The sequence below is a fragment of the Rhodococcus sp. NPDC058505 genome, assembly GCF_042720095.1.
Lineage (GTDB): Bacteria > Actinomycetota > Actinomycetes > Mycobacteriales > Mycobacteriaceae > Rhodococcus_G.
On the sequence record NZ_JBHXNB010000027.1, the window covers coordinates 1 to 23,747 of the forward strand.

Annotated in this window: 26 protein-coding genes and 1 pseudogene; 18 read left to right on the forward strand and 9 right to left on the reverse strand. The window is 71.7% G+C overall.

What is annotated here, in order from left to right:
• Nucleotides 1-116 precede the first annotated feature (116 nt).
• Nucleotides 117-1,244, forward strand: coding sequence for a galactose-1-phosphate uridylyltransferase (gene galT / locus ACFWPA_RS17185; RefSeq protein ID WP_378571209.1), 1,128 nt, complete (start codon nucleotides 117-119; stop codon nucleotides 1,242-1,244).
• Nucleotides 1,241-2,422, forward strand: a complete 1,182-nt coding sequence (galK, locus tag ACFWPA_RS17190; RefSeq protein ID WP_378571156.1) for a galactokinase — start codon at nucleotides 1,241-1,243, stop codon at nucleotides 2,420-2,422. Before galT ends, galK begins: the two co-directional genes overlap by 4 nt.
• A gap of 76 nt (nucleotides 2,423-2,498) precedes the next feature.
• Here the strand turns inward: galK and ACFWPA_RS17195 are convergent, their stop codons facing one another.
• From ACFWPA_RS17195 to ACFWPA_RS17205, 3 genes are all read right to left on the reverse strand, one after another.
• Nucleotides 2,499-3,716: an MFS transporter gene (locus tag ACFWPA_RS17195; protein ID WP_378571159.1), complete on the reverse strand. Its 1,218-nt coding sequence runs from the start codon at nucleotides 3,714-3,716 to the stop codon at nucleotides 2,499-2,501.
• A gap of 24 nt (nucleotides 3,717-3,740) precedes the next feature.
• Nucleotides 3,741-4,214 (reverse strand): MarR family winged helix-turn-helix transcriptional regulator, encoded by a 474-nt coding sequence (locus ACFWPA_RS17200; protein ID WP_378571162.1) that lies wholly within the window; start codon nucleotides 4,212-4,214, stop codon nucleotides 3,741-3,743.
• A 65-nt stretch (nucleotides 4,215-4,279) separates the two neighbouring features.
• Entirely contained in the window at nucleotides 4,280-4,876 is a 597-nt protein-coding gene (locus ACFWPA_RS17205) for a phosphoribosylanthranilate isomerase (protein ID WP_378571165.1), read from the reverse strand.
• A 120-nt stretch (nucleotides 4,877-4,996) separates the two neighbouring features.
• Here ACFWPA_RS17205 and ACFWPA_RS17210 point away from each other — a divergent pair, with 120 nt between their 5' ends.
• The 6 genes from ACFWPA_RS17210 (at nucleotide 4,997) to ACFWPA_RS17235 (ending at nucleotide 9,513) form a co-directional block, all read left to right on the forward strand.
• Nucleotides 4,997-5,677 (forward strand): lysoplasmalogenase family protein, encoded by a 681-nt coding sequence (locus ACFWPA_RS17210; protein ID WP_378571211.1) that lies wholly within the window; start codon nucleotides 4,997-4,999, stop codon nucleotides 5,675-5,677.
• 67 nt (nucleotides 5,678-5,744) lie between these two features.
• Entirely contained in the window at nucleotides 5,745-6,323 is a 579-nt protein-coding gene (locus tag ACFWPA_RS17215; RefSeq protein ID WP_378571167.1) for a DUF6636 domain-containing protein, read from the forward strand.
• Between the two features lie 55 nt (nucleotides 6,324-6,378).
• A complete protein-coding gene (locus ACFWPA_RS17220; RefSeq protein ID WP_378571170.1) occupies nucleotides 6,379-7,059 on the forward strand; it encodes a TrmH family RNA methyltransferase in 681 nt (226 codons plus the stop codon).
• A gap of 34 nt (nucleotides 7,060-7,093) precedes the next feature.
• Entirely contained in the window at nucleotides 7,094-8,251 is a 1,158-nt protein-coding gene (locus ACFWPA_RS17225; protein ID WP_378571173.1) for a glycoside hydrolase family 76 protein, read from the forward strand.
• Between the two features lie 52 nt (nucleotides 8,252-8,303).
• Nucleotides 8,304-8,780 carry a DUF6194 family protein gene (locus ACFWPA_RS17230; protein WP_378571175.1) on the forward strand — a complete coding sequence of 159 codons (477 nt, stop codon included), beginning with the start codon at nucleotides 8,304-8,306 and terminating at the stop codon, nucleotides 8,778-8,780.
• A complete protein-coding gene (locus ACFWPA_RS17235; protein ID WP_378571178.1) occupies nucleotides 8,773-9,513 on the forward strand; it encodes a MerR family transcriptional regulator in 741 nt (246 codons plus the stop codon). Before ACFWPA_RS17230 ends, ACFWPA_RS17235 begins: the two co-directional genes overlap by 8 nt.
• Here ACFWPA_RS17235 and ACFWPA_RS17240 read toward each other — a convergent pair.
• Both ACFWPA_RS17240 and ACFWPA_RS17245 read right to left on the reverse strand, forming a co-directional pair.
• Nucleotides 9,498-10,148, reverse strand: coding sequence for a DedA family protein (locus ACFWPA_RS17240; protein ID WP_378571180.1), 651 nt, complete (start codon nucleotides 10,146-10,148; stop codon nucleotides 9,498-9,500). The genes ACFWPA_RS17235 and ACFWPA_RS17240 overlap by 16 nt on opposite strands.
• A 2-nt stretch (nucleotides 10,149-10,150) precedes the next feature.
• Nucleotides 10,151-10,885 carry a VTT domain-containing protein gene (locus ACFWPA_RS17245; RefSeq protein WP_378508984.1) on the reverse strand — a complete coding sequence of 245 codons (735 nt, stop codon included), beginning with the start codon at nucleotides 10,883-10,885 and terminating at the stop codon, nucleotides 10,151-10,153.
• A gap of 168 nt (nucleotides 10,886-11,053) precedes the next feature.
• Between ACFWPA_RS17245 and fbaA the strand changes: the two genes are divergently transcribed.
• From fbaA to ACFWPA_RS17260, 3 genes are all read left to right on the forward strand, one after another.
• The gene (gene fbaA, locus ACFWPA_RS17250) at nucleotides 11,054-12,088 is read left to right on the forward strand and encodes a class II fructose-bisphosphate aldolase (protein ID WP_378571182.1); all 1,035 of its coding nucleotides are present in this window, start codon (nucleotides 11,054-11,056) and stop codon (nucleotides 12,086-12,088) included.
• Between the two features lie 79 nt (nucleotides 12,089-12,167).
• A complete protein-coding gene (locus tag ACFWPA_RS17255; protein ID WP_378571184.1) occupies nucleotides 12,168-13,004 on the forward strand; it encodes an NAD(P)H-binding protein in 837 nt (278 codons plus the stop codon).
• A gap of 272 nt (nucleotides 13,005-13,276) precedes the next feature.
• On the forward strand, nucleotides 13,277-13,537 hold the full coding sequence (locus tag ACFWPA_RS17260; RefSeq protein WP_378508915.1) for a ribbon-helix-helix domain-containing protein: 261 nt from the start codon (nucleotides 13,277-13,279) through the stop codon (nucleotides 13,535-13,537).
• A 568-nt stretch (nucleotides 13,538-14,105) separates the two neighbouring features.
• Here the strand turns inward: ACFWPA_RS17260 and ACFWPA_RS17265 are convergent.
• A complete protein-coding gene (locus ACFWPA_RS17265) occupies nucleotides 14,106-14,822 on the reverse strand; it encodes a hypothetical protein (protein ID WP_378571186.1) in 717 nt (238 codons plus the stop codon).
• Nucleotides 14,823-14,964: 142 nt separating this feature from the next.
• On the opposite strand from ACFWPA_RS17265, the gene ACFWPA_RS17270 reads away from it, so the two are divergent.
• The 3 genes from ACFWPA_RS17270 (at nucleotide 14,965) to ACFWPA_RS17280 (ending at nucleotide 17,617) form a co-directional block, all read left to right on the forward strand.
• Nucleotides 14,965-15,381: a DUF3151 domain-containing protein gene (locus ACFWPA_RS17270; protein WP_378508913.1), complete on the forward strand. Its 417-nt coding sequence runs from the start codon at nucleotides 14,965-14,967 to the stop codon at nucleotides 15,379-15,381.
• A gap of 64 nt (nucleotides 15,382-15,445) precedes the next feature.
• Nucleotides 15,446-16,510 carry an aromatic acid exporter family protein gene (locus ACFWPA_RS17275; RefSeq protein WP_378508983.1) on the forward strand — a complete coding sequence of 355 codons (1,065 nt, stop codon included), beginning with the start codon at nucleotides 15,446-15,448 and terminating at the stop codon, nucleotides 16,508-16,510.
• A 177-nt stretch (nucleotides 16,511-16,687) separates the two neighbouring features.
• Nucleotides 16,688-17,617 carry a cation diffusion facilitator family transporter gene (locus tag ACFWPA_RS17280; protein WP_378508912.1) on the forward strand — a complete coding sequence of 310 codons (930 nt, stop codon included), beginning with the start codon at nucleotides 16,688-16,690 and terminating at the stop codon, nucleotides 17,615-17,617.
• A gap of 60 nt (nucleotides 17,618-17,677) precedes the next feature.
• On the opposite strand, the gene ACFWPA_RS17285 is transcribed toward ACFWPA_RS17280, so the two are convergent.
• Nucleotides 17,678-18,148, reverse strand: a complete 471-nt coding sequence (locus tag ACFWPA_RS17285; protein WP_378571189.1) for a pyridoxamine 5'-phosphate oxidase family protein — start codon at nucleotides 18,146-18,148, stop codon at nucleotides 17,678-17,680.
• A 64-nt stretch (nucleotides 18,149-18,212) separates the two neighbouring features.
• Between ACFWPA_RS17285 and ACFWPA_RS17290 the strand changes: the two are divergent.
• Nucleotides 18,213-19,170, forward strand: a pseudogene (locus ACFWPA_RS17290) (helix-turn-helix transcriptional regulator).
• 6 nt (nucleotides 19,171-19,176) lie between these two features.
• On the opposite strand, the gene ACFWPA_RS17295 reads toward ACFWPA_RS17290, so the two are convergent.
• On the reverse strand, nucleotides 19,177-20,139 hold the full coding sequence (locus ACFWPA_RS17295; protein WP_378508910.1) for a DUF389 domain-containing protein: 963 nt from the start codon (nucleotides 20,137-20,139) through the stop codon (nucleotides 19,177-19,179).
• A gap of 113 nt (nucleotides 20,140-20,252) precedes the next feature.
• Here ACFWPA_RS17295 and ACFWPA_RS17300 point away from each other — a divergent pair, with 113 nt between their 5' ends.
• The gene (locus ACFWPA_RS17300) at nucleotides 20,253-21,167 is read left to right on the forward strand and encodes an aminotransferase class IV (RefSeq protein ID WP_378508909.1); all 915 of its coding nucleotides are present in this window, start codon (nucleotides 20,253-20,255) and stop codon (nucleotides 21,165-21,167) included.
• A gap of 4 nt (nucleotides 21,168-21,171) precedes the next feature.
• On the opposite strand, the gene ACFWPA_RS17305 is transcribed toward ACFWPA_RS17300, so the two are convergent.
• Nucleotides 21,172-21,990: a class I SAM-dependent methyltransferase gene (locus ACFWPA_RS17305; RefSeq protein WP_378571192.1), complete on the reverse strand. Its 819-nt coding sequence runs from the start codon at nucleotides 21,988-21,990 to the stop codon at nucleotides 21,172-21,174.
• Nucleotides 21,991-22,158: 168 nt separating this feature from the next.
• Here ACFWPA_RS17305 and ACFWPA_RS17310 point away from each other — a divergent pair, with 168 nt between their 5' ends.
• A complete protein-coding gene (locus ACFWPA_RS17310) occupies nucleotides 22,159-22,845 on the forward strand; it encodes a winged helix-turn-helix transcriptional regulator (protein WP_378571194.1) in 687 nt (228 codons plus the stop codon).
• Nucleotides 22,845-23,714, forward strand: a complete 870-nt coding sequence (locus ACFWPA_RS17315; protein WP_378508906.1) for an alpha/beta fold hydrolase — start codon at nucleotides 22,845-22,847, stop codon at nucleotides 23,712-23,714. Before ACFWPA_RS17310 ends, ACFWPA_RS17315 begins: the two co-directional genes overlap by 1 nt.
• The last annotated feature ends 33 nt before the right edge of the window (nucleotides 23,715-23,747 follow it).

The following is a 23,747-nucleotide window of genomic DNA, read 5'->3' on the forward strand; positions in this document are numbered from 1 at the left end:
GCGCCCGGGGTTTTGGGTGACGGCCCGGCGCCACCCCGAATTGGTGGTTTATTTCCCCCCCGCGGGGGGTAAAAATCACGCACAGCGCCGGAGGCGCCTATCGTGGGCGCGTGCCGATCCGGAAGACCGCGACCACGCTCGCCGACGGGCGTGAGCTCCTCTACTTCGACGACACCGAGCCCTATGCCAGCGGCGGCGCGACCCGGGAACTGCGCGATCACCGCGCCCTGCCGCCCACCGTGGTGACGTCGACGATGCGCCAGGACGTGTTGACCGGCGAGTGGATCACCCTCGCCTCCCATCGCAACAGCCGCACCTTCCTGCCGTCGACCGCCGATTGCCCGCTCTGCCCGACCGGCCCCGGCGGCCCGGCCACCGAGATTCCCGCCGCCGACTACGACGTCGCGGTGTTCGAGAACCGGTTTCCGTCGTTCGCGCGCAGCGCCCCGGATCCGGCCACGGAACACGTTGACGGCGAAGGAATCTGGTCTCAGCGGGCGGCGGCGGGCCGGTGCGAGGTGGTGTGCTTCACCAGCGACCACGACCGCGGGTTCGCGGAGCTGTCTGCGGCGCGGGTGCGTACCGTGCTCGCCGCGCTGGTGGACCGGACCCGGGAACTGTCCGCGTTGCCGGGGATCACGCAGGTGTACTGCTTCGAGAACCGCGGCGAGGAGATCGGGGTGACGTTGGGGCACCCGCACGGCCAGATCTACGCGTACCCCGCGCTGCCCCCGCGGACCGAGGCGCTGCTCCGGCAGTCGCGGGCCCACCACGCCCGCACCGGTCGGGTCCTGCTGCGCGACGTGCTCGACGCCGAACGACGCGCGGGACGCCGGATGGTCCTCGAGGGGCGGCACTGGAGCGGGTACGTCCCCGCCGCGGCCCGCTGGCCGGTCGAGCTGCACGTGGCGCCGCACCGGGACGTCGCGGACCTGACCGAGCTGAGCGACGCGGAACTCGACGAACTCGCCGCCGTGTACCGCGACGTGCTCTCCCGGCTGGACCGGTTCTTCGACGGCGTCACCGCGCTGCCGTACGTCGCTGGTTGGCACCAGGCGCCGATCGGTGTCGGCCGCGAGCTGGGCAGGCTGCACCTCCAGGTGTTCTCGCCGATGCGGGCGCCGCACCGGATGAAGTACCTCGCGGGGTCGGAATCCGGGATGGGGGCGTGGATTTCCGATGCAACGCCGGAGGCGATTACGGCACGACTGCGGGAGGTCGCGCCCGGCGGGACCGGCTCGTGACCGAGTGGGTGGCGCCGATCCCCGCCCCCGATCTTGCGGTCGCGGCGGCGTTGGCGTTTCGTTCCTGGTTCGGGGTGGGCCCGGACGGGGTGTGGTCGGCGCCGGGCCGGGTCAATCTGATCGGCGAACACGTCGACTACGCGGGCGGACTGTCGCTGCCGATCGCGCTGCCGCATCGCACCGCGGTCGCGGTCCGCGGGCGCGCCGACGGCGTGCTGCGGGTGCGGTCGGGCGCGGACCGGTGGGACGGCACGGTCGCCGAGGTCGCGCCGGGCGCCCCCGGTGGGTGGGCCGGATACCTCGCCGGGGTCGCGTGGGCGATGCGCCGGGAGGGGTTGCTGCCGGACGACTTCGGCGCGGATGTGACCGTCGTGTCGGCGGTCCCGATCGGCGCCGGGCTGTCGAGTTCGGCCGCGCTCGAATGCGCGTTGGCGATCGCGGTCGCGGACCTGGTCGGGCTGACGACCGACGACACCGGCCGGGCCCGGCTTGCCGGGTGCTGCGTCGCCGCGGAGAACGAGATCGTGGGCGCCCCCACCGGCGGTCTGGACCAGGCGATCGCGTTGCGCGCCACCGCCGGTCACGCGTTGCTTGTCGACTCCGGGGACGGCTCGGTTGCCCCGGTCCCGGTCGACCTCGAGGCGGAGGGTCTTGCCGTGCTGGTGATCGACACCCGCGCCCCGCACCGCCTGGTCGACGGGCAGTACGCGGAGCGTCGGCGGTCGGTGGAGGCGTCCGCCGAGCGGCTCGGGGTGCCGTCGCTGCGTGCCGCCGACGCGTCGGACGTCGCCCGGTTGGCCGACCGGACGCTGCGCAGGCGCGCCGGACACGTGGTCACCGAGATCGCACGGGTGCGGGGGACGGTGGCGCTGATGGCGTCGGGCAGGGTCGCTGAGATCGGTCCGCTGCTGACCGCGTCGCACGTTTCGCTCCGCGACGACTTCGAGGTGTCCTGCACCGAACTGGACAGTGCCGTCGACGCGGCCCTCGCCGCCGGTGCGCTCGGCGCCCGGATGACCGGCGGCGGGTTCGGCGGTTCGGCGATCGCGCTGGTCGAGGAGTCCGCGATCGGCCGGGTTGCCGCCGCGGTGGCGTCGGCGGCGGCAACCCGCGGACTGGTCACACCGGGGTTCCTCCTGGCCGGTGCGGGCGGCGGCCCCGCGCACCGCATCGGCTGACCGCCGCCCCCTCGCAATGCGTTGAATGGGGGTTCGTGTGCGAGTTCCGGCGACCGGATGGCACATGAACCCCCATTCAATCCGTGGAGGGGGGTGAGTCGACGTGCGCGAGGATCTTGCGGCCGGTCGCGAGCACCAGGATCGCCGCGACGGTGCAGGCGGCACCGACCCAGAACGGCAGATTCGCGTGGGACTCACCGAGTTTGCCCGCCACCCACGGCGCGGCAGCACCGCCGACGAACCGGACGAAGCTGTAGGACGCGGACGCCGTCGAACGCTCGACCGGCGCGGAGATCATCACGGTCTCGGTGATCAGGGTGTTGTTGACGCCGAGGAACAGTCCGGCCAGCACCACGCACACGACGAGGACCGCCTTGTTGTCGGTGAACAGCGCCATCACCGCGAGGTCGACCGCGAACAGGGCCAGCGCCAGCATCATCATCGGCAGCGTGCCGAACCGGCGCTGCAGGCGCGGCGCCAGGAACACCGACGAGATCGCCAGTGCCAGACCCCATCCGAAGAAGATGAAGCCGATCGGGTAGGCGCCCATGTCGAGCGGGAATGGGGTGTAGGCGAGCAGGGTGAAGAACCCGTAGTTGTAGAGCAGGGCGGTGACCGCGACCGTCAGCAGGCCGCGGTGTCGCAGCGCGAGGAGTGGGGCGGCCAGCGAGGTGCGGCCGGACTTCGGGGCCGGGGTGGTGGGGAGCATGACCACGATCAGGATGAAGGCGATCGCCATCAGCACCGCGACGCCGAAGAACGGTGCGCGCCAACTGACATCGCCGAGGACGCCACCGACCAGCGGGCCAACCGCGATGCCGATGCCGAGCGCGGCCTCGTACAGGACGATCGCCTTCGCGACACCGCCGGACGCGGCGCCGACGATGGTGGCCAGTGCCGTCGCGATGAACAGGGCGTTGCCCAGGCCCCAGCCGGCGCGGAATCCGATGATGCCGCCGACGGTGTCGGAGGTGCCCGCGAGGGCAGCGAACACCACGATGACGGCGAGCCCGGTCAGCAGCGTGCGCTTCGGGCCGATGCGGCTCGAGATGGCGCCGGTGACCAGCATGGCGACGCCGGTGACCAGCATGTAGGAGGTGAACAGCAGGGACACCTGGGAGGGCGTCGCGTCGAGTTCCTCGCCGATCGGCTTGAGGATCGGGTCGACAAGGCCGATGCCCATGAAGGCGATCACGCTGGCGAAGGCGACCGCCCACACCGCCTTCGGTTGGTGCAGGATGCTGGTGCTCTCCGGCTGGGTTGTCGGGGCCGTGGCGGTGGTGGTCACGGTCACCTCCTTCGTGCGTCGAATGTGTTGCTACTGACTGTGTTGCGAGTTCTTCACGGCCGCGCGGAGGTCGTGCAGGCCCCGGGAGATGCGCTGCACGCGGTCGGCGTCGCGGCCGTGCAGGTGGGCGGCGAGGGCGGCGCCGACGTGGTCGCGCGCCGCCGCGAGCCACGCCTGTCCGTCCTCGGTCATCTCGACCACGACGGCGCGGGAGTCCTCCGGATCACGTTGCCGCCGTACCAGTCCCGCGGCACCGAGCTGCTTGAGTAGGGCGGTGGCCGTCGGCTGCGAGGAGCTGTCGAGGCGGGCGAGCTCGCTGACCCGCAGCGGGCCGTACTCCTCGAGCAGGGACAGGGCCCGCATCCACGGGCGGGGCTTGGTGTCGGTCGAGATGGACGAGGCGAGCCGGGTGAAGCGGGACGCGTTGGTGACGAGTTCCGCGAGCGCCCGACGCAGGTCGGTCTCGGAGTCGGTGTGCACGCCGGGATCGTCTGCTGTCGCCATGGATGCAAATTATTGCATAGAGCAACTATATATGTAAACCGGCGTGCTGCGGGGGAGGTCGCCGATCACACCGAGCGCACCGCGTCCGCGAATGCGGCCATCCGGGCCGGATCCTTCACGCCCCGATCGGATTCGATGCCGCTCGAGACGTCAACGCCCCACGCGCCCGACGTCCGCACCGCCCGCGTCACATTGTCCGGGGTCAACCCGCCAGCCAGGATCCACCGGCCGGTCGGCAGGGCGCTGCGGTCCTGCCAGTCCCACGTCACCCCGGCCCCCGCGACCGCGCCGTCCACCAGCAGCAGGTCCGCGCCGAAGGTCTCGGCCGGGTCGGCGGCGCCGCCGCTGTTCACCGCGCGGATCACGGACAACCCGTGCGCGTGCAGCTGCGCGACGTCCGCGGCGGACCGCAGGTCGTGCACCTGCACGTGGTCGAGGTTCGCGGTGCGCGCCGTTGCGACGACCTCCGCGAGCGGCACGCCGACGTAGACCCCGACCGCGAGCGTTCCGGACGGCACCCGCGATCGCAGTTCCGCCGCCCGCTCGGGCGACACCCGGCGGGGGCTCGCCGCGAGCACAAACCCGACGGCGTCCGCGCCGAGGCCGACCGCCAGGTCGACCGTCGCCTCGTCGCGCAGGCCGCACATCTTCATGAACGTCATGGGTTCGGATCCTCCATCGGGTGTTGGACCCGAGGATATTCGGTGCGGCGCGATCGTCCCACGCCCGCCGGGGCGGTGGCTACGCTCGCGGCGGACGGATCGGTGAGCGAAGGGATGACGATGAAGGTCGAGCATGTGGTGTTCCTCGGGGCGAGCGCGGCCACGGTGGTCGGCGCGGTGACCGGAGACGAGCGGCTGCAACGGATCGCCAAACCCCTGATCGCGCCGGCCCTTGCCGCCCGGGTGCTGCGCCGCAGCACCGGCCGGGACCGTGTCGACACCGCCCTGCTGCTCGGGTCGCTGGCCGCCGCGACCGTCGGTGACGTGTTCATGATCGACCCCGACGACGACACCCGGCTGACGAACGGGGCCCGCTCGTTCGCGGTCATGCAACTCGGCTACTCGGCGGTCCTGGCCCGCCGCGGCGCCCGCCCGACCGCGCCGGCCCTGGTGCCGCGCCTGCTCGGGTGGCTGGGGGCGGCCGGGTTGCTGCGTGCCAGGGCCCGTCGCGTCGCCCCGACCCTGACCGCGTACGGCGCGGTCCTCGGCACCACCTCGACGCTGTCCGCGGACCCCGCGCTCGCGCCGGGCGCGCGGGTCGTTGCGGGGACCGTCGTTCCCGGCGCCGACCCGCGGAGCAGGCTGGGGCTCGGCGGGCTGCTGTTCACCGGTTCCGACGCGCTGATCGTGATCCGTCGCCTGTTCGTCCGCGGCGAGACCGGACGTCGGGCGGCGGAGGGTGTCGTCCTCGCCAGCTATGCCGCCGCGCAGGCGCTTCTCGTCGAGGGCATGACGGCGTAGCCGCCGGTTCGGCGGCGTCGGGCACGCCGTAGGGTCGTTCGCGATCCAAACCGAAAGGGGAGTGCTGGTGGGTTCACGTCGAGTGCTGACGGTGCTGGGGGCGGTGGCCGCGGCGGCGCTGCTGGCGTCCTGCGGAACATCCGACGCGGACGAGGTCGCGACCCCGACGACGACTGTGGTGTCGACGACGACCGCGACCGTCCCGTCCGTCACCAGCACTTCGCCGACCACCACCACGACCGTCGAGCCGACGACAACCACGGCGGCACCGCCCACCACCTATCGCCGCAACGAGGCCGTGTACTTCACCGCACCCTCCGGCGGATTCCAATGCGGCATCATCGAATTGGCTACCCGCACCGAAGCGGGCTGCCAGGGCACCACCACCCCGGTCCCGCCGAAGCCGGAGGACTGCATGATCAACTGGGGCAGCGGCATCCGGGTCACCGGCGCGGGGCCGGCGGAGTTCCTGTGCGCGGGCGGACTGATCTACACCTCCGGCGAGGCCGATCCGGTGCTCCCGGTCGGGGAGACCATCGCGTCGTTCGGCTACACCTGCACCTCCGAAACGGCGGGCGTCACCTGCCGCAAGGACGACACCGGTCACGGCTTCCGGATCGCGGCCGAGTCGAACGAGACGTTCTGACCGCGTCCGGGTCCCGGACCGCCGCCGACGCCCCCGGCGCGGGACAATGGCAGTCATGAATGCGATCGGCCCCGACAGCGGCGAGGAGTCCGGACCCACCGAATGGGGGGAGCACCCGCACGGCGTCGGGCCCTGGCACCTCGAACACGGCGACCCGATCCCGGACGATCCGCGCTACGACCCCGACCTGCTCGCCGCCGGGGACCGGCGCAACGTCGTCGACGCCTACCGGTACTGGAGTCGGGAGGCGATCGTCGCGGACATCGATTCCCGCAGGCACCCGTTCCACGTCGCGATCGAGAACTTCGGGCACGACGCCAACATCGGCACGGTGGTGCGCACCGCCAATGCCTTCGCCGCGTCGGCCGTGCACATCGTGGGCCGCCGACGCTGGAATCGGCGCGGCGCCATGGTCACCGACCGCTATCAGCACATCGTGCACCACCCGAGCGCGGAGGACCTGTTCGAGTACGCGGCCGTCGAGGATCTCGCGATCGTCGCGGTCGACAACGTGCCCGGGTCGGTGCCGCTGGAGACCGCGCACCTGCCGCGCGAGTGCATCCTGCTGTTCGGGCAGGAGGGTCCCGGAGTCAGTGACCACGCGAAACAGTCGGCCGCGATGACGGTCTCCATCGCGCAATTCGGTTCCACCCGAAGCATCAACGCCGGCGTTGCCGCGGGGATTGCCATGCATGCCTGGATCCGCCAACACGCGGATCTCGGACTGTCGTGGTAGCGAATCGTCACATAAGTAGGCAAGATCTGTTGTCATGCAGCACGAGTGGTCGACGCGGGCGGACGCCGCGGAGGAGGCGGTACTCACCCGGCACGTCCGGCGCCTGTGGGCGCTGCCCGGCACCAGCCTCGCCGTCGTCGCGTGGCCCCCGGTTCGCCGGGAGCGGCTGTTCTTCACCTGGCACTACTGGTGGCAGGCGCACTTCCTGGACTGCATCGTCGATGCGGCCGACCGCAACCCCACCCCGCGGCGGCGGCGACGCATCACGAAAATTGGTCGCTCCCATCGGATCCGGAACATCACCGGGTGGACCAACCACTACTACGACGACATGGCCTGGCTCGGCCTCGCGTTGGAACGGGCGCAGCGGCTGCAACACCTCGACTTCCGGTCCGCGATCGGCGACCTGGAATCGCAGGTCTTCGACGCGTGGGCCCCGGAGTCCGGCGGCGGCATCCCGTGGCGGACCCGCTCCGACTTCTACAACACGCCGGCGAACGGACCCGCCGCGATCCTGCTCGCCCGCACCGGACGACTGCTGCGCGCGCAGGGGATGGCGGACTGGATCGACGACACCCTCCGCGACCCGGCGACCGGCCTGATCCTCGACGGCATCCGGTTCGCGCCGGGGAAGCCGGTCCCCGCCGGCATCCTCGACCGAGCGGTCTACAGCTACTGCCAGGGCGTCACCCTCGGGATGGAAACCGAGCTCGCGGTGCGTCTCGACGAGCCGCGGCACCGGCATCGGGTGCACGCCCTCGTCGAGGCCGTCGACAAGCACCTGACCGAGGACGGCGTGATCGTCGGCGGCGGGGGCGGCGACGGGGGACTGTTCGACGGGATCCTCGCCCGCTACCTCGCGCAGGTCGCCGCGCAGCTGCCCGGCGACACCGAGGCCGACCAGCGGGCGCGGCGGCTGGCCGCCCAGCTGGTCGTCGACTCCGCCGACGCCGCCTGGGAGAACCGGCTGCAGGTCGAGGGGCAGCCGCTGTTCGGGTGCGACTGGGCGCGCTCGGCCCGCATGCCCGGATACGGCAACGGGATCTCGACGTTCACCGGGGGCACCGTGCACGCCTCCGACATCGCCGAGCGGGACCTGTCGGTGCAGCTCGGCGGGTGGATGCTGATGGAGGCCGCATATGTCGCGGCGGGCACCCTCGAGCGGCGGGGCTCGCGACGGTTCCGGGCCTGACCCGCGGCGGACGCTTGCACCCGACGTCGCGTCAGGTTCTACCGTGGCGGGCATGACCGCGACCAAGGACACCTGGACCCTCGACGAGACCCTGGCCCGCGTCGGCGCGCTGACCGGGATCCGCGTCCACGTCGCGGGCCCGGAGACCGGCGCCCCGGAGGTGGCGTGGGGTGACGTCTTCCTCTACCCGGCCGGCGCGGCCGCCCCGGACGACCGGTTCCCGGTCGCGACGATCGTCACCGGCGACTACCCCGGCTTCGACACCGCATCGGATCTCGACCGGGCCGGGGTATACCGGCTGAACATCCACGTCGGCCGCGACCGGTTCCGTGATCTGCTCGGCTATGGGCCCGAGGGGCACGCCGCCCGCCGCGACGACCACGACTACCGGGAGCAGGACCGGCTGCTGCCGCATCCCGTGTACGCGGCGCAGGCGTGGGTGTCCGTGGTGAATCCGGGACCGCGGTGCGGCGCGCTCGCGATCGACCTGATCGGCGAGGCCCGCGAGCGGAACGTCCGCCGTGGCTGAGCATCCGGTCGGGCGGGTCGCGGCGATGTCCGGGACATCGGTGCGCACCCTGCACCACTACGACCGGATCGGACTGCTGACACCGCACGCCCGGACCGCAGCAGGCCACCGCCGGTACACCGACACCGACCTGGCCCGGCTGCGCCGCATCCTGTACTACCGGGCGCTCGACTTCCCGCTCGACGAGATCGCCGCGCTGCTCGACGACCCGGACCCGGACGCGCACCTGCGCCGCCAGCACCGGCTGCTGCGGCAGCGGCGGGCCCGGATCGCGGCCCTACTCACCGAACTGGAGCGGGAGATCGAGGCCCGCGGCCGCGGCGTCGCCCTCTCCGCCGCCGAGCAGCTCGAGATCTTCGGCACCGACCGGTTCGCGGACCTGGTCGCGGCGGCCCGCGGCGCAGGCGACGACTGGCGGGCCACCTCCGCATACGGCAGCGCGGACTGGCGGGAGATCAAGGCCGAGGCCGAGCGGCTGATCGCCGAGTTCGCCGAGGCGATCGCCGCCGGGGAACCCGCCACCGGCGACCGCGCCACCGCGGCCGCCGAGGCGCACCGCAGGCACCTGGAACGCTGGTTCCACGACTGCGACCCGGAGCGGCACGTCACGGTGGCCGAGCAGTACGTCGCCGATCCGCGGGCCATCGCCGAGTGGGACGCGGTCGCCCCCGGCTACGCCCGGTACGTGCACGACGCGATCGTCGCGAACGCGCGGCGTCAGTCCACCTCGTAGTCCACGAGCGGTTTCGCGAGTTCCCGCCGGTACTGTCGGACGCCGACCGCGGTGCCGACGACCAGCGCGGTCACCAGGACCGTCAGCACCGCCGGCATCAGCCACGGCACCCGTTCCAGGTATTCGCCCGCGTAGTAGCCGAGCAGCAGCAGCACCGGCGCCCACGCCAGTGCGCCGAGCGTGCTGGCGACGGTGAACCGGCGGTGGTTCATCCGGGCCGCGCCCGCGACCAGCGGGCACAGCGTCCGCACCCACGGGATCCACCGCGCGATCAGGACCGACCAGAATCCGTGGCGGTCGAGCAGCGCGTTGACCTTGTGCAGGTTCTCGGTGTTCACGTAACGGCCGTCGCGGCGGGCGGCGAGGTGGTGCCCGCCGCGATGCCCGATCGCGTACCCGACCTGGTTCCCGGCGATCGCGGCGATCGCGGCACCCGCCGACAGCGCCCACACGTTGCCGGCGCCGGACGCATGACCGGCGAGCACGATCCCGGCGGTCAGCAGCATCGAATCCCCCGGCAGGAACAGCCCGACGATGAACGCGCACTCCAGGAAGACGAACGTGAGGACCAGCACCCACACCACCACCGGCCCCACGTTCTCGAAGGGCCCCGGATCGGCGGCGGCGAGCAGCACGGTCAGGGCGTGTGTTCGTCCGAGGCGGACGCCCCGGCGGCGGCCTGCTCCCCGCGACGCGACGCCAGGATCCGCTTGCCGACCTCGATGATGATCGGCACGACGGAGACGAACACGATCAGCAGGAAGATCAGGTCGACGTTGTCGCGGATGAACCCGATCTGGCCGAGCAGGTAGCCGAGCAGGGTGACGCCGGCACCCCAGGCGATGGCGCCGACGACGTTGTAGGTGAGGAACACCGAGTACTTCATCTTCGACGCGCCAGCCACCAGCGGGGCGAAGGTGCGCACGATCGGCACGAACCGGGCCAGGAAGATGGTGATCGGCCCGTGCTTCTCGAAGAACGCGTGCGACTCGTCGATGTAGCTCTTCTTGAAGAACTTCGCGTCGTTCGACTTGAACAGGGCGGCGCCGCCCTTCGCGCCGATCCAGTAGCCGACCTGGTCGCCGAGGAACGCGGCGATCGGGATCGTCACCAGCAGCACCCACAGCGGCGCGAACGGCTCGACCTCGGTGGACTTCGACGCCGCGATCAGGCCAGCGGTGAACAGCAGCGAGTCGCCGGGCAGCAGCGGGAACAGCAGACCCGACTCGATGAACACCACCAGCAGCAGACCCACCAGCATCCAGGTGCCGAACGAGTTCAACAGGTTGACCGGGTCGAGGAAGCCCGGCAGCAGCGCCAGGTTCGTCACGGAATCCCGGCCATCGGTCACGAGGTCAGCTGCTGCCTGCATATTCACGCGGACCAGGGTACCGACGCCCGGCGGGCCGGCCACCGGGCGCCCGATCCGCGGACGCGCACGCGACGTCGCGCGTCGAAGTTGCCATACTGCTAGGACCACGCGTGTGCCGCCACGACCGGCCGACGCGCACCAGACACGCCGACATGGAGGTCAGCCGCCGTGCCCATCGCAACTCCCGAGGTTTACGCCGAGATGCTCGGTCGGGCCAAGGAACACTCCTTCGCCTTCCCTGCCATCAACTGCACCTCGTCCGAGACGATCAACGCGGCCATCAAGGGCTTCGCGGACGCAGGCAGTGACGGCATCATTCAGTTCTCCACCGGCGGCGCCGAGTTCGGCTCCGGTCTCGGTGTCAAGGACATGGTCACCGGCGCCGTCGCGCTCGCCGAGTTCGCGCACGTGATCGCCGCCCGGTACGACGTCACGATCGCGCTGCACACCGACCACTGCCCGAAGGACAAGCTGGACACCTTCGTCCGCCCGCTGCTCGCGATCTCGCAGGAGCGCGTCAACGCCGGCCGGAACCCGCTGTTCCAGTCGCACATGTGGGACGGCTCGGCCGTGCCGATCGACGAGAACCTGCAGATCGCGCAGGACCTGCTGAAGCTGTCTAAGGCCGCGAACATCATCCTCGAGGTCGAGATCGGCGTGGTCGGCGGCGAGGAGGACGGCGTCGAGGCCGAGATCAACGACAAGCTGTACACCTCGCGCGAGGACTTCGAGAAGACCGTCGACGCGCTCGGCGTCGGCGAGAACGGCCGGTACCTGCTCGCCGCGACCTTCGGCAACGTGCACGGCGTCTACAAGCCGGGCAACGTCGTCCTCAAGCCGGAGGTCCTCGCCGAGGGACAGGCCGCGGCCGTCGCGAAGCTCGGGCTGGCCGCCGGGTCGCAGCCGTTCGACTTCGTCTTCCACGGCGGCTCCGGCTCGCTGAAGTCGGAGATCGAGGAGTCGCTGCGCAATGGTGTCGTGAAGATGAACGTCGACACCGACACCCAGTACGCGTTCACCCGGCCGATCGCCGGGCACCTCTTCGCCAACTACGACGGCGTCCTCAAGATTGACGGCGAGGTCGGCAACAAGAAGGTCTACGACCCGCGCAGTTACCTGAAGAAGGCCGAGGCGGGCATGACCGCCCGCGTCGTCGAGGCGTGCAACGACCTCAAGGCCGCGGGACGGTCCGTCTCCGCGTAGCGCATCCGATGAGGGCGCGGTCCCCGCAGGTCGCGGCTCGGGGACTGCGCCCTCGTCCGCGCGGATCTACGCTGGCCTCATGCGCATCGCCGTCTCCGGGGCCAGCGGGCACATCGGTGGGGGAGTCGCGGACCTGCTCGCCGCCGCGGGGACGCCGACCACCCTGATCGGGCGCGACCCGTCCCGGCTCCCCGCCCTGCCCGGCGCGACCGCGGCCCGGGGGAGCTTCGGTGACCCGGCCCTGCCCGACGCGCTGCGCGGCGCGGACACCTTCTTCATGGTGTCCGCGACCGAGAGCGTCGACCGCGCCGCCCGGCAGCGGCAGGCCGTCGACGCGGCGGTCGCGGCCGGGGTGCGACGCATCGTCTACGTCTCGTTCGTCGCAGCGGGACCGCACTGCACGTTCACGTTCGGCCGGGACCACTGGGACACCGAGCAGGCGATCCGCGACAGCGGCCTCGCGTTCACGTTCCTGCGCGACAACATGTACCTGGACCTGATGCCGGGCATGATCGGGCCCGACGACGTCATCCGCGGCCCCGCCGGGCACGGGCGCGCCGCGATGGTGGCCCGCGCCGACGTGATCGAGGCGGCGGCCGCGGTGCTGCGCACCGACCGCCACGACGGGCGGACGCTGGAGCTGACGGGCCCGGCCGCGCTGTCCCTTGCCGACGTCGCGGACGCGTTGACCGCGGCGCTGGGACGTCCGATCGGCTACCACCGCGAGACCCTCGACGAGGCGTACGCGTCCCGCGCCGGTCTCGGCGCCGAGCGGTGGGAGGTGGACGGCTGGGTCAGCTCCTACGCCGCGATCGCGAACGGGGACCTGGGCCGGGTGAGCGGCGATGTGCGGCGGGTGCTGCACCGCGACCCGGTTGGCATCGCGGCGGTGTTCCCGCCGCTCGCCGACCTGTGACGTCCTCACGGCCAGCTCCCAGGGTTTCCTCAACCATCGCCACGGTCTTCGATCCTGCCGAGCTAGTGGCGATTCCCGTACTGGTTCGCCGAGGCGAACGCGCATCTCTCATCGGCCGTTCTTCGACTCCGGCTGTGTCTGCTTCTCTATGGCCTTGACCGGGTGAATGGCTGGTGGATCGAAGACGAGGAGGTCCTCGGCCGCGACGACCACCCCGAGACCCCAGTCAAGGGCCCTGACCTTGAGTGGAGTTTCGTATTACGATAATCGGTATGGCCGAGGAGACGATCAACGGAGCACCCGTCACGGACGCGATGATCCAGCAGTGGGCGGACGAGGCCGAGACCGGCTACGAGGTCGACAAGCTCCGCAAACGAGGCCGCCCGACCCTAGGTGACGGCCCCGGAGAAGTGGTGCCGGTGCGGATGGATGCGGCATTGCTGCAGGCGTTGAACGACCGTGCCGAGCAGGAACACGTGTCCCGGTCCGAGGCGATCCGGGAAGCGGTGCGCGCCTGGACCCAGGTCGTGTGAAGGCGCACAGATCCGCACTCAAACACGGAATCAGCGAAGACGACGGCATCCATGCGGCTGAGCACCACGTCGGCGACGCGACATCGGACAGCGCATCGTCAACGCCTTCGCGGGCCTCGAGGACGGCGAACTTCCTGACCATCAACGAGATCCGAAACGTCCCCTCCGCCTAGTGCCCGATCAACGACCTGCCCTCGGCGGGAGCGATCAGCGCGCGACTGTTCCCCGGCAACGGGCGCCGCACCACGGTGCCCGGTGTCAACGGGGTGACCGTCAACGGCCGGAAAGGAGCCCGCAAGCAGGCGTGACGGCGCCTCGTTTCGAGGTCGGTGATCCGCCCTGATCGGTCCGCCACCAGGGCGGACGGCATCGTCCGGATTAGCCGCGATATAGCGCTGCCGGTCAGGTCAGGCCGGGGCGATGTCAACCTCCATGTACTCAGCAGGGAGGTGCCGCAGCCACGGCCCACAACCCCAGTGCTCCCGGCGAAACACCTCCGCGATCGCACTGCCGCGCGCTGGGGCGACCCGTGGCCGTCATCCCCGCGGGGTTGGTGACTGCACGCAGGTCAGCTGCAGACCTTCCACACCCCGTCCTGCTGTTCGAGGGCAAACGAGCGCACCGACGTCGACGCCGGATCGTTCGCGGTGTGGACGGTGACCTGCGCGAGGGCCGTCCCGTCGGTGACGGAGATGGCGTCGACGCTGTCGAGGACCGGGACCGCGCGGTCCGAGTTCGCGGCCTGGTACACGCCGGCGAAGTCGCCGTCACCGATCCCCGCGTAGTACGCGGCGAGGTCGCCGCAGCTGCCCGCCCGCAGTGCCGCGAGGTCGCCGCGGTCGATGGCGTCGACGAACCCGGTGATCGCCGTCCGCACCTCGTCCTCGGTGCGGTCGCCGGTCAACCGGTCGACGAGGACGTACCCCCCGGCGGCGATGGCGGCGAGCCCCACCACCGCGCCGACGACCAGCGGCCACCGGCGTTTCCCGGACGGCGCGGGCGGAGCGTCGGGGACCCGAACCGGAGCCGCCGCGGGCAACGACCCGGGGGCCGCGCCCGGCTGCGGTGCGCCTGCACCGACGCGGGTCGGGGCGGCGCGGGTGGCGTGCGGGATCACCGTCGTCGGCGCCTCGGACGGCGGCGGTGACGCGGAAGGAGGCGCAGCGGGGGGTGCCGGGCGCGGCGGCGGCACCGCCTGCGGGATCGCGGTCGTCGGTGCATCCGACGCGGGCGTCGAATGTGTGCCCGACGCGGGCGTCGACTCCGGTTCGCTCCGGTCCGGCACTGTCCGTCTCCTTGCGCTCGGGTCGGTCCTCGGGGACCACGGGTCCCGGTCAGCAGACTACGGCGTCCGCGGCCCGACCCGGGTGTCGCGCGCGGGGGTGTCGGGGCGTCGGCCGCGATCCGGTGCGCGCACAATGGTCGTCATGACCTCTTTCGGTGACCTGCTCGGACCCCAGCCCACCCTGCTCCCCGGTGACGACGACGCCGAGTCGGAGCTTCTGAACAAGGCCGACCCCAAGCAGGTGGCCGCCGACCACCCGACCGCGTCGATCGCGTGGGCGTACCTGGCGGAGGCCGCGCTGGCCGACGGCGAGACCATCACCGCCTACGCCTACGCGCGCACCGGCTACCACCGCGGACTCGACCAGCTGCGACGCAACGGCTGGAAGGGCTTCGGGCCGGTCCCGTACAGCCACGAACCGAACCGCGGGTTCCTGCGCTGCGTCGCCTCGCTCGCGCTGGCCGCCAAGGCCATCGGCGAGTCCGACGAGCACGCGCGCTGCCTGGACCTGCTTGAGGACTGCGACCCGCGGGCCGCCGAGGCACTTGGCGTCGAATAGCTTCCGCCCCTACACCCGTGACCGCGCGCGTGCGCGGGCACGGGCGTCGGTGCACCGGGTGCGGGTGTCCGCATTCCCGGTGCTGCAGTGCGCGTTGGCGGCGGGGATCGCCTGGTTCGTCGCCAACGACGTGTTCCACCACCACAACCCGTTCTTCGCGCCGATCGCGGCGGTCGTGTCGCTCGGCCTGTCCCTCGGGGCGCGGGTGCGCAGGTCCGTCGAACTGATCGTCGGTGTCACCGTCGGGATCGGGGTCGGGGACACGCTGATCTCGATCATCGGCACCGGACCGTGGCAGATCACCCTGGTGGTCGCGCTCGCGATGTCGACGGCGATCCTCCTCGACGGCGGCCCGATCATCTCGATGCAGGCCGGGACGTCCGCGGTCCTGGTCGCGACCCTGATCCCCCCGCAGCAGGGCGGCGGCGCCGACCGGATGATCGACGCCCTGATCGGTGGTGTCGTCGGCTTCCTCGTCGTCACCCTGGTGCCCGTGCACCCGGTGTTGCGGGCCCGCACGAGCGCCGCCGACATCCTCGGGACCGCGGCCGAGGTGCTGCAGCTGGTGGCGGACGGGCTCGTCGCGAACGACCCGAAGCCGATCGAGTCCGCGCTGCGGAAGGCGCGCACCTCCCAGGCCGCGATCGAGGGGCTGCGGTCGAGCCTGAGCGGCGGGCGGGAGATCAGCAGACTCTCCCCGCTGTACTGGAACTCGCGCTCCCGCTTCGACCGGCTGGCCGCGGCTGCCGACCCGATCGACAACGCGATGCGCAACATCCGTGTCCTGGCCCGGCGGTCGCTGTCGCTGGTCCGGGACGACGAGATCCTCGACCCCCGGCTGGTGGACGAGGTGGAGAAGCTCTCGCACGCGGTGGACGTGCTGCGGCGGGTGGTGCTCGCCGACCCGGGGCAGCAGCCGGACCGGGCGGAGGCGGCGCGGGTGCTGCGGACCGTCGCGGTCGGCGCGAAGGCCGAACTGGTGGAGAACGCCGGCATCTCGGCGACCGTGGTGTTCGCGCAGATCCGGTCCCTGATCGTGGACCTGCTGCAGGTGGCGGGGCTGAGCCGGATCTCGGCGATCGCGACGCTGCCGCCGACGGTGCCGAACCCCGGCTATCCGCCCGAGTAGGCGGTCACCCCACTCACCTCGCTGCCTGCCCTGCTCTCGGGCGTCGGCGTCACCGTGTCGGTGTGCGGACAGTCGGCGGCTGCTGATCGGCTCCGACGCAACCCGAGGTTTCGATATATGCGAATGTGTGCATATGATGGCGGCGGTTGCCGGTAGTCGCGAGTGAGGAGATGGGCCATGGGTGTCGGGCACGGGCATGCACACGGTCACGGTGGGGTCGAGCCGGGAGCGGTCGGCCCCTCCGCCACCCGCATCCGGCGAATGGTCCTCGCGGTCGGGATCCTCGTCGGGTTCCTGGTGCTCGAGGTCGTGGTCGGGCTGGCCATCGGCTCGCTCGCGCTGCTCGCCGACGCGGGCCACATGCTCACCGACGTCGTCGGGATGTGCATGGGCCTGGTCGCGTTGCTGCTGGCCCGCCAGGGGTCCGCCGCCGCGGCCCGCACCTTCGGGTGGCATCGCGCCGAGGTGCTCACCGCGATGGCCAACGCGGTGCTGCTGCTCGCCGTCGCCGCGTGGGTGATGTACGAGGCCATCGGCCGGATCGGTGATGCCCCCGAGATCCCCGGCCTGCCGCTGATGCTCACCGCGGCCGCTGGCCTGGCCGCGAACCTGGTGGTCATGTGGATGCTGCGCGGCGACGCGAAGGATTCGCTCGCCGTCCGCGGCGCCTACCTCGAGGTCCTCGCCGACGCGGTCGGCTCGGTCGGCGTCCTGATCGCGGGCGCGCTGGTGCTGGCGTTCAACTGGACCTACGCGGACATCGTCGTCGGCGTTCTGATCTCGCTGTGGGTGGTGCCGCGGGCGGTCACCCTCGCCGCGGCGTCACTGCGGATCCTCACCCAGGCGTCCCCCGAGAACGTGGATGTCGACGCGGTGCGCGCCGATCTCGGCGCGCTGCCCGGGGTGACCGGCGTGCACGACCTGCACGTGTGGACGCTGACCACCGGCATGGACGTCGCCACCGTGCACCTGACCACCGACGCCGACACCGGGGTGGTGCTGGCGGCGGCCAAGGTGGTGCTCGACGGGCACGGCCTCGGTCACGCCACCGTCCAGGTCGAGTCGGGTGCCGACGGCGCGCACTGCCAGGAGAACCTCACCTGGTGACCTCCGCGAGTTGGTCGTTTTCGGGTTGTTTCCGCCGTCACCACCCCGAAAACAACCAACTCACGGTCGCCGGCTGGTGCGGGTGACGCCGGCGCCCGGACGCCACAGGTCCACGTGCAGCTGGTCGTCCGACACGGTGGTCAGCACCACCTCGTCGATGTCGAGTTCGACGATGTGCGCGTCGTCTCCCGGGTTCTCCGGGTAGCTCTCCAGGATCGCCCGCTTCTCGTCACCGGTGAGTTCGCGGGCCCGGCCGGAGATCTTCGCGTCCCCGCCCTCCATCGTGTGGTGACCGGGGTTCGAGTGCAGCGCGTAGCGGGGATCGCGGCGCAGGTCCCGGATCTTGCGGGCGTTCGGCATCGAGCCGAGCACGAGCAACCCCTCGAAGATCTCGACCTCGGTTCCGCTGACCCGCGGCGAGCCGTCGGCCCGCAGGCTTGCGAAAACGTGGTGCTTGTGTGCGGTGAGGCGGGCGCGGACGGCGTCCGCCAGGTCGGGTGCCTCGTCGGAGAACTGCTGCCAGGTCGTCATGCCTGCCATTGTGTGCCGCAATCCCTGACATCTCCTGTCAGGGATTTTTCGTAGACATCGGGTCGTGCGATCCAGTCGGCTGCTCGACCTGATGTTGCGCCTGCAGGGGACGTCGGGGGGCGACCGCGGACTGTCTGGCCGAGCAACTCGAGGTCTCGGTCAGGACGGTGTACCGGGACGTCGCCGCGCTGCAGTCCGCGGGGGTGCCGCTCTACACCGAGAGCGGGCCCGGCGGCGGGATCCGGCTGCTCGACGGCTGGCAGTCCCGGCTCAGCGGCATGACCGAAGCGGAGACGTCCGCGCTGATGCTGCTCGGGATCCCCGGGCTCGCGGCGGACCTCGGGGTGGGTGAGCAGACCGCGTCCGCGGAGGCGAAACTGCTCGGCGCGATGCCGCTGCCCTTGCGCACCGGGGCGCAACTGTGGCGGTCCCGGCTGCACGTCGACGCGCCCGGCTGGTTCGCCACCGGACCGCCCGCCCCGCACCTCGCGACGGTCGCGCGGGCCGTCCTCGGCGGGCGCCGGTTGCGGGTCGGCTACCGGAAGGGGGACGCGGAGACCACGCGCACCCTCGACCCGCTCGGCCTCGTCGCGAAGGCCGCCGTCTGGTACCTGGTTGCCGCCCATCGCGGCCGGGTGCTGTCCCATCGGGTCTCCCGCATCACCGGCGCAACGGTTCTCGACGATCCGGCCGACCGTCCCGACGGTTTCGACCTGGCCGCGTGGTGGTCGGGGTCGGTGGCCGCGTTCGACAGGTCGTTGCTGCGCTACCCGTGCCGGGTGCGGCTCTCACCCGTCGCGTGGCGGTCCCTGCCCGCGGCGGTCGGGGTGGAGGCCGCCCGCGTCACCCCCGGACCCGCCGACGCCGACGGCTGGGTGGACGTCGACCTGCGACTCGAAGCGGAAGACGTTGCGGTGCATCAGCTGACCTCGCTCGGTGGCGGCGTCGAGGTGCTCGCACCCGCATCGTTGCGGACGTCGTTGCGTGCGGTCGGCGAGGAGATGGTGCGGCGCCACCGGTAAGGCGCGTCACAGCATCCGGCGCCGGCGGTCCAGGGCCCGCGCGCGGCGCACCGACACCCTCGACCACACCGCCTGCTGGATCGCCAGGGTCGCCCACCCGGCGAGCGCCATCCCCGCCAGGTTCACCACCAGTTGCAATGTGCTGCCCCAGATCTCGTGGCCCGCACCGAACGCGAGACCGAGGCCGACGTTGCCCGCCGCCGGCACCGTCGTCACCGAGATGAACACCCCGGACAGGCCACCGAGCTTCGACGACGTCAGCGACAGCACCCCGGCCGCGGCCGCGATCACCGCGACGATGAACGACCACTTGTCGGGGTGGTAGATGAACGCGGTCTCCGGGCGCGGGCCGGTGACGTCGTCGATCGTCACCCAGCCCAGCAGCCGACCGGCCAGCGCCGCGGCGGCGGTGGCCGCGATCGCGACCGCGAACCCGACGACCAGGGTTCGCACGGCGGTGCCGAACAGCACGTACCGGCGTTTGACCAGGGCGACGCCGAGTGCGGCGATGGCACCGAACTCCGGGCCGAGGACCATCGCGCCGATCACCAGGATCTGGGAGTCGGTGATGATCGCGATGCCGGCGAGCAGCGTCGCCATCGTCATGAAGCTCAGATACGTCCAGTTCAGTTCGACGTCCTCGTAGGAGCGCTGCGCGACCTCCGCCCACACCACCGTGTCGGCGCTGCTGCCGGGGCTGCGGAGCTCCGCGTCGAGGCCGTCCCTGGACAGCCAGGTGTGCACCGGCTCAAGTTCGATGCTGCCGCGGTGGTGCAGGCCGGTCGCCCGCAGCCGCTCGACCACGTCGTTGGCGACCTCCCGGGCCAGGTCCGCGTACACGATGTCCCCGACCGGACGCACCGCAGCGGCCCGCACCACGGCGAGACCGCTGACCCCCGGCTCGTCCTCGAGAATCCGGAGGGCGTCGTCCGTCAGATCGAACGGCGTCATGATCCGCAGATGCAGCATCCGGTCAGTGTGCCGTCCACGCCGCGTCGGCCAGCGGAGGCGCGGCGGCGACCCGGGCGGGGGCACCGAAATCGTGGTGCACCGGGTGCGCGGGGTGGCTAGCATTGCCCGCCATGGCCATTCCCCATCCCCACGTGTACTTCGGTGACCGGATCGTCGACGCCGCGGAGGCGTCGCTCGGCGTCGCGACCTCCGCGATCCTCTACGGGCTGAGCGTCTACACCGTCTTCCCCGTCCACGTCGACGGCGACCGGCGCACCGCGTTCCGCCTCGCCGACCACTATCGGCGAATGGTGGAGTCCTGCAAGATCATCGGGATGGACGGCTTCGCCGCCGACTGGAACCTCGACCGGTTCGTCGCCGCGGCCCGCGACCTCGTCGAACGGAACGCGCCGACCGGGGACGTGTTCGTCCGCGCGACCGTGCACGTCGACGAGTCCATCCCCGGCACCCGGGTCCGCGGCTGCCACACCACCGTCAGCATGTTCGTCTACGACGCGATCCCGATCGTCCCGCAGGACGGCATGCGGCTCAAGACCAGCCAGTGGCGCCGCATCCCCGACGCGGCGATCCCGTCCCGCGCCAAGGTCAACGGCGCGTACGTGAACTCCGTCCTCGCGAAGCAGGACGCCATCGACGCCGGCTACGACGACGCGGTCTTCCTCGACGGCAACGGCCACGTCTGCGAGGCCAGCGCCGCGAACCTCTTCCTGGTCCGCGGCGGCACCCTGATCACCCCCGACGTGTCCTGCGACATCCTCGACGGCATCAACCGGCGCACCCTGCTCACGCTCGCCGCCGAGGACGGCGTCCCGGTCGTCGAACGCACCGTCGACCTGACCGAGCTGTACATCGCCGACGAGGTGTTCGTCACCGGCACCTCCGCCGGGGTCGCCCCCGTCGTCGAGGTCGACGGCCGGGTCGTCGGCACCGGGACACTCGGGCCGGTCACCGAGGCGCTGCGCAAGAAGCATGCCGCCGCGCTGCGCGGCGACGCGCTGCACGGCTGGGTCACCCCGCTGACCTGACCTTCTAGGTTCGGACGGCGGTCAGCAGGAGATACTCCCACTCCATCGTCCCGCCGCCGCGGTCGTGGGCGGCGGCGAGGTCGGTGAGGTCCCGGTCGAGTGCGCGCACCCTGTCGGGGTCGTCGGCGATCGCCCGGTACACCGCGATCGTCGGTCCGTAGCAGGCCTTGAAGTAGTCACGGAACTGCTCGGGGCCGTCGAAGCAGTCGACGGTGAGCCGTTCGCGGCGGGCGACGACACCGGTGACGCGGTCGCCGAGCAGGTCGCGGACGTGGTTCTCGTCCCCCCACAGCGGCGGCGGCTGCGCGCCGGCGGGCGGCGGCGGGGCGTACGGCTTCATGGTCGCGAACATCCGGCCGATGAAGCCCTCCGGGGTCCAGTTGATCAGCCCGAGGGTGCCGCCGGGCCGCAGGACCCGGACGAGCTCGTCGGCGCTCGCCTGGTGGTGCGGTGCGAACATCACGCCGACGCAGGAGAGGACCGCGTCGAAGTCGGCGTCCGGGAACGGCAAATCCTCGGCGTTCGCCTGCCGCCACTGCAGGGTGAGCCCCAGCGCCTCGGCCTGCGCGCGCCCGCTCGCGAGCAGTTCCGGGGTCAGGTCCGACGCGACGACCGACGCGCCGGCGCGGGCGGCCGGGATTGACGCGTTGCCGGAGCCAGCCGCGACGTCGAGGACGCGGTCGCCCGCACCGATCCGGCACGCGTCGACCAGCACGGGGCCGAGCGCGGGGATCACGTCGGCGGCGACCGACGGGTAGTCGCCGAGCGCCCAGATGGCGCGGTGCTTGGCGGCGAGATCGGGGGTGACGGACGGGGTGTTCATGGCTGCTCCCGGTGTCGTGCGGACGGGCTGTGCTCGGTCTCAGCGTCCCCCCGTCACCGGCCGGTGATCCAGTTCCAGATCTGTACCCCTGGCGTCCCGGCGCTGGTCGGCGTGTACTGGTCGGGGGACAGGGGACCGGACGATGCACCGTCGGAGGAGGTGCCCGGCGTGTCGGAGTACGGACAGTTCTGCCCGGTGGCGAAGGCGATGGAACTCCTCGACGAACGCTGGACCCTGCTCGTGGTGCGCGAGTTGCTGTCGGGCAGCACCCGATTCAACGAGCTGCGGCGGGGGAACCCGAAGATGTCGCCCGCGCTGCTGTCCAAGCGGTTGCGCACCCTCGAACGGGCGGGGGTGGTGCGGCGCACCGTCGACGCGGGACGCAGCCGGTACACCCTCACCGCGTGCGGGGAGGAACTCGGTGCGGTCGTCGAGGCGCTCGGTACCTGGGGGGTGCGCTGGATCGGTGCGATCGCCGACGACGACCTCGATCCCCGGCTGTTGATGTGGGACATGCGCCGGACGGTGCCGGTCGGCGCGTGGCCCGCCGGGCGCACCGTCGTCGCGTTCGAGTTCGACGCGGCCGTGCCGGACCGTCACTGGTGGCTCTGCGTTGCCGAGGGGGAGGCCGACGTCTGCGACCAGGACCCCGGATTCGTCGTGAGCGCCACCGTCCGCACCCGGCTGCGGACCCTCGTCGAGATCTGGCGGGGTGACCGGTCCTGGGAGCAGGCGGTGGCGGCGGAGGCGGTCACCATCTCGGGGCCGACCGCGATCACCAGGAACGTCCCGGCCTGGCTCGGGCAGATGACCCTCGCTGCCGTGGCCCGACCGGAGCGCGTTAACGTCGATTGATGAGCAGTGTGAACGGGTCGGCACCGAAGTGGTTCGTCGACGCCCTCGCCGCGCCGGTCGAGACCGGCCACGTCACGGTCGATGGCGCGTCCATCGCCTACCGCGCCTGGGGAGAATCCGGTCGGCCGGGGGTCGTGCTCGTGCACGGCGGCATGGCGCATTCGCGTTGGTGGGACCACGTCGCCCCGCAACTCGCGGTCGACCGCCGCGTCGTCGCGCTGGACCTGTCCGGGCACGGCGACAGCGACCACCGGGCGCAGGGCTACGGCCTCGGCCAGTGGGCGGAGGAGGTGCTGGCGGTCGCCGCCGCGGGCGGGATCGCCGGTCGTCCCACCCTGGTCGGGCACAGCATGGGCGGGATCGTGGCGTACCACGCGTCGACCCGGCACGGCGACCGACTGGACGGGATCGTCATCCTCGACTCGCCGATCCGCGACCTCACACCCGAGGAGCAGGAGCTGCGCAACCAGCGGCTGTCCTCGAAGGCGAAGGTCTACCCGAGCATCGACGACGCCGTCGCCCGGTTCCGGTTGGTGCCGCCGCAGGACACCGCGGAGCCGTACGTCTTCGACCACATCGCGCGGGCCTCGCTCGCCGCCACCGACGGCGGCTGGAGCTGGAAGTTCGACGGCACCCGCATCGGCAGGGGCAGCCGCAGCAGCCTGGACGGGACCACCGCAGGGTGCCGGGTCGCCTTCTTCCGCTCCGAGAACGGCATCATCAGCGCGGAGCTGCTCGACCGGATGCGGCCGATGTTCGGTCCGGACGCGCTGGTGGTGGAGCTGCCCGCGGCCGGACACCACCCGGTCTTCGACCAGCCGCTGGCCGTCGTCACCGCCGTCCGCACCGTCCTCGCCGCCTGGTCCTGACCGGTCGGCTCCGCCGACTGTGCGTGATTTTTA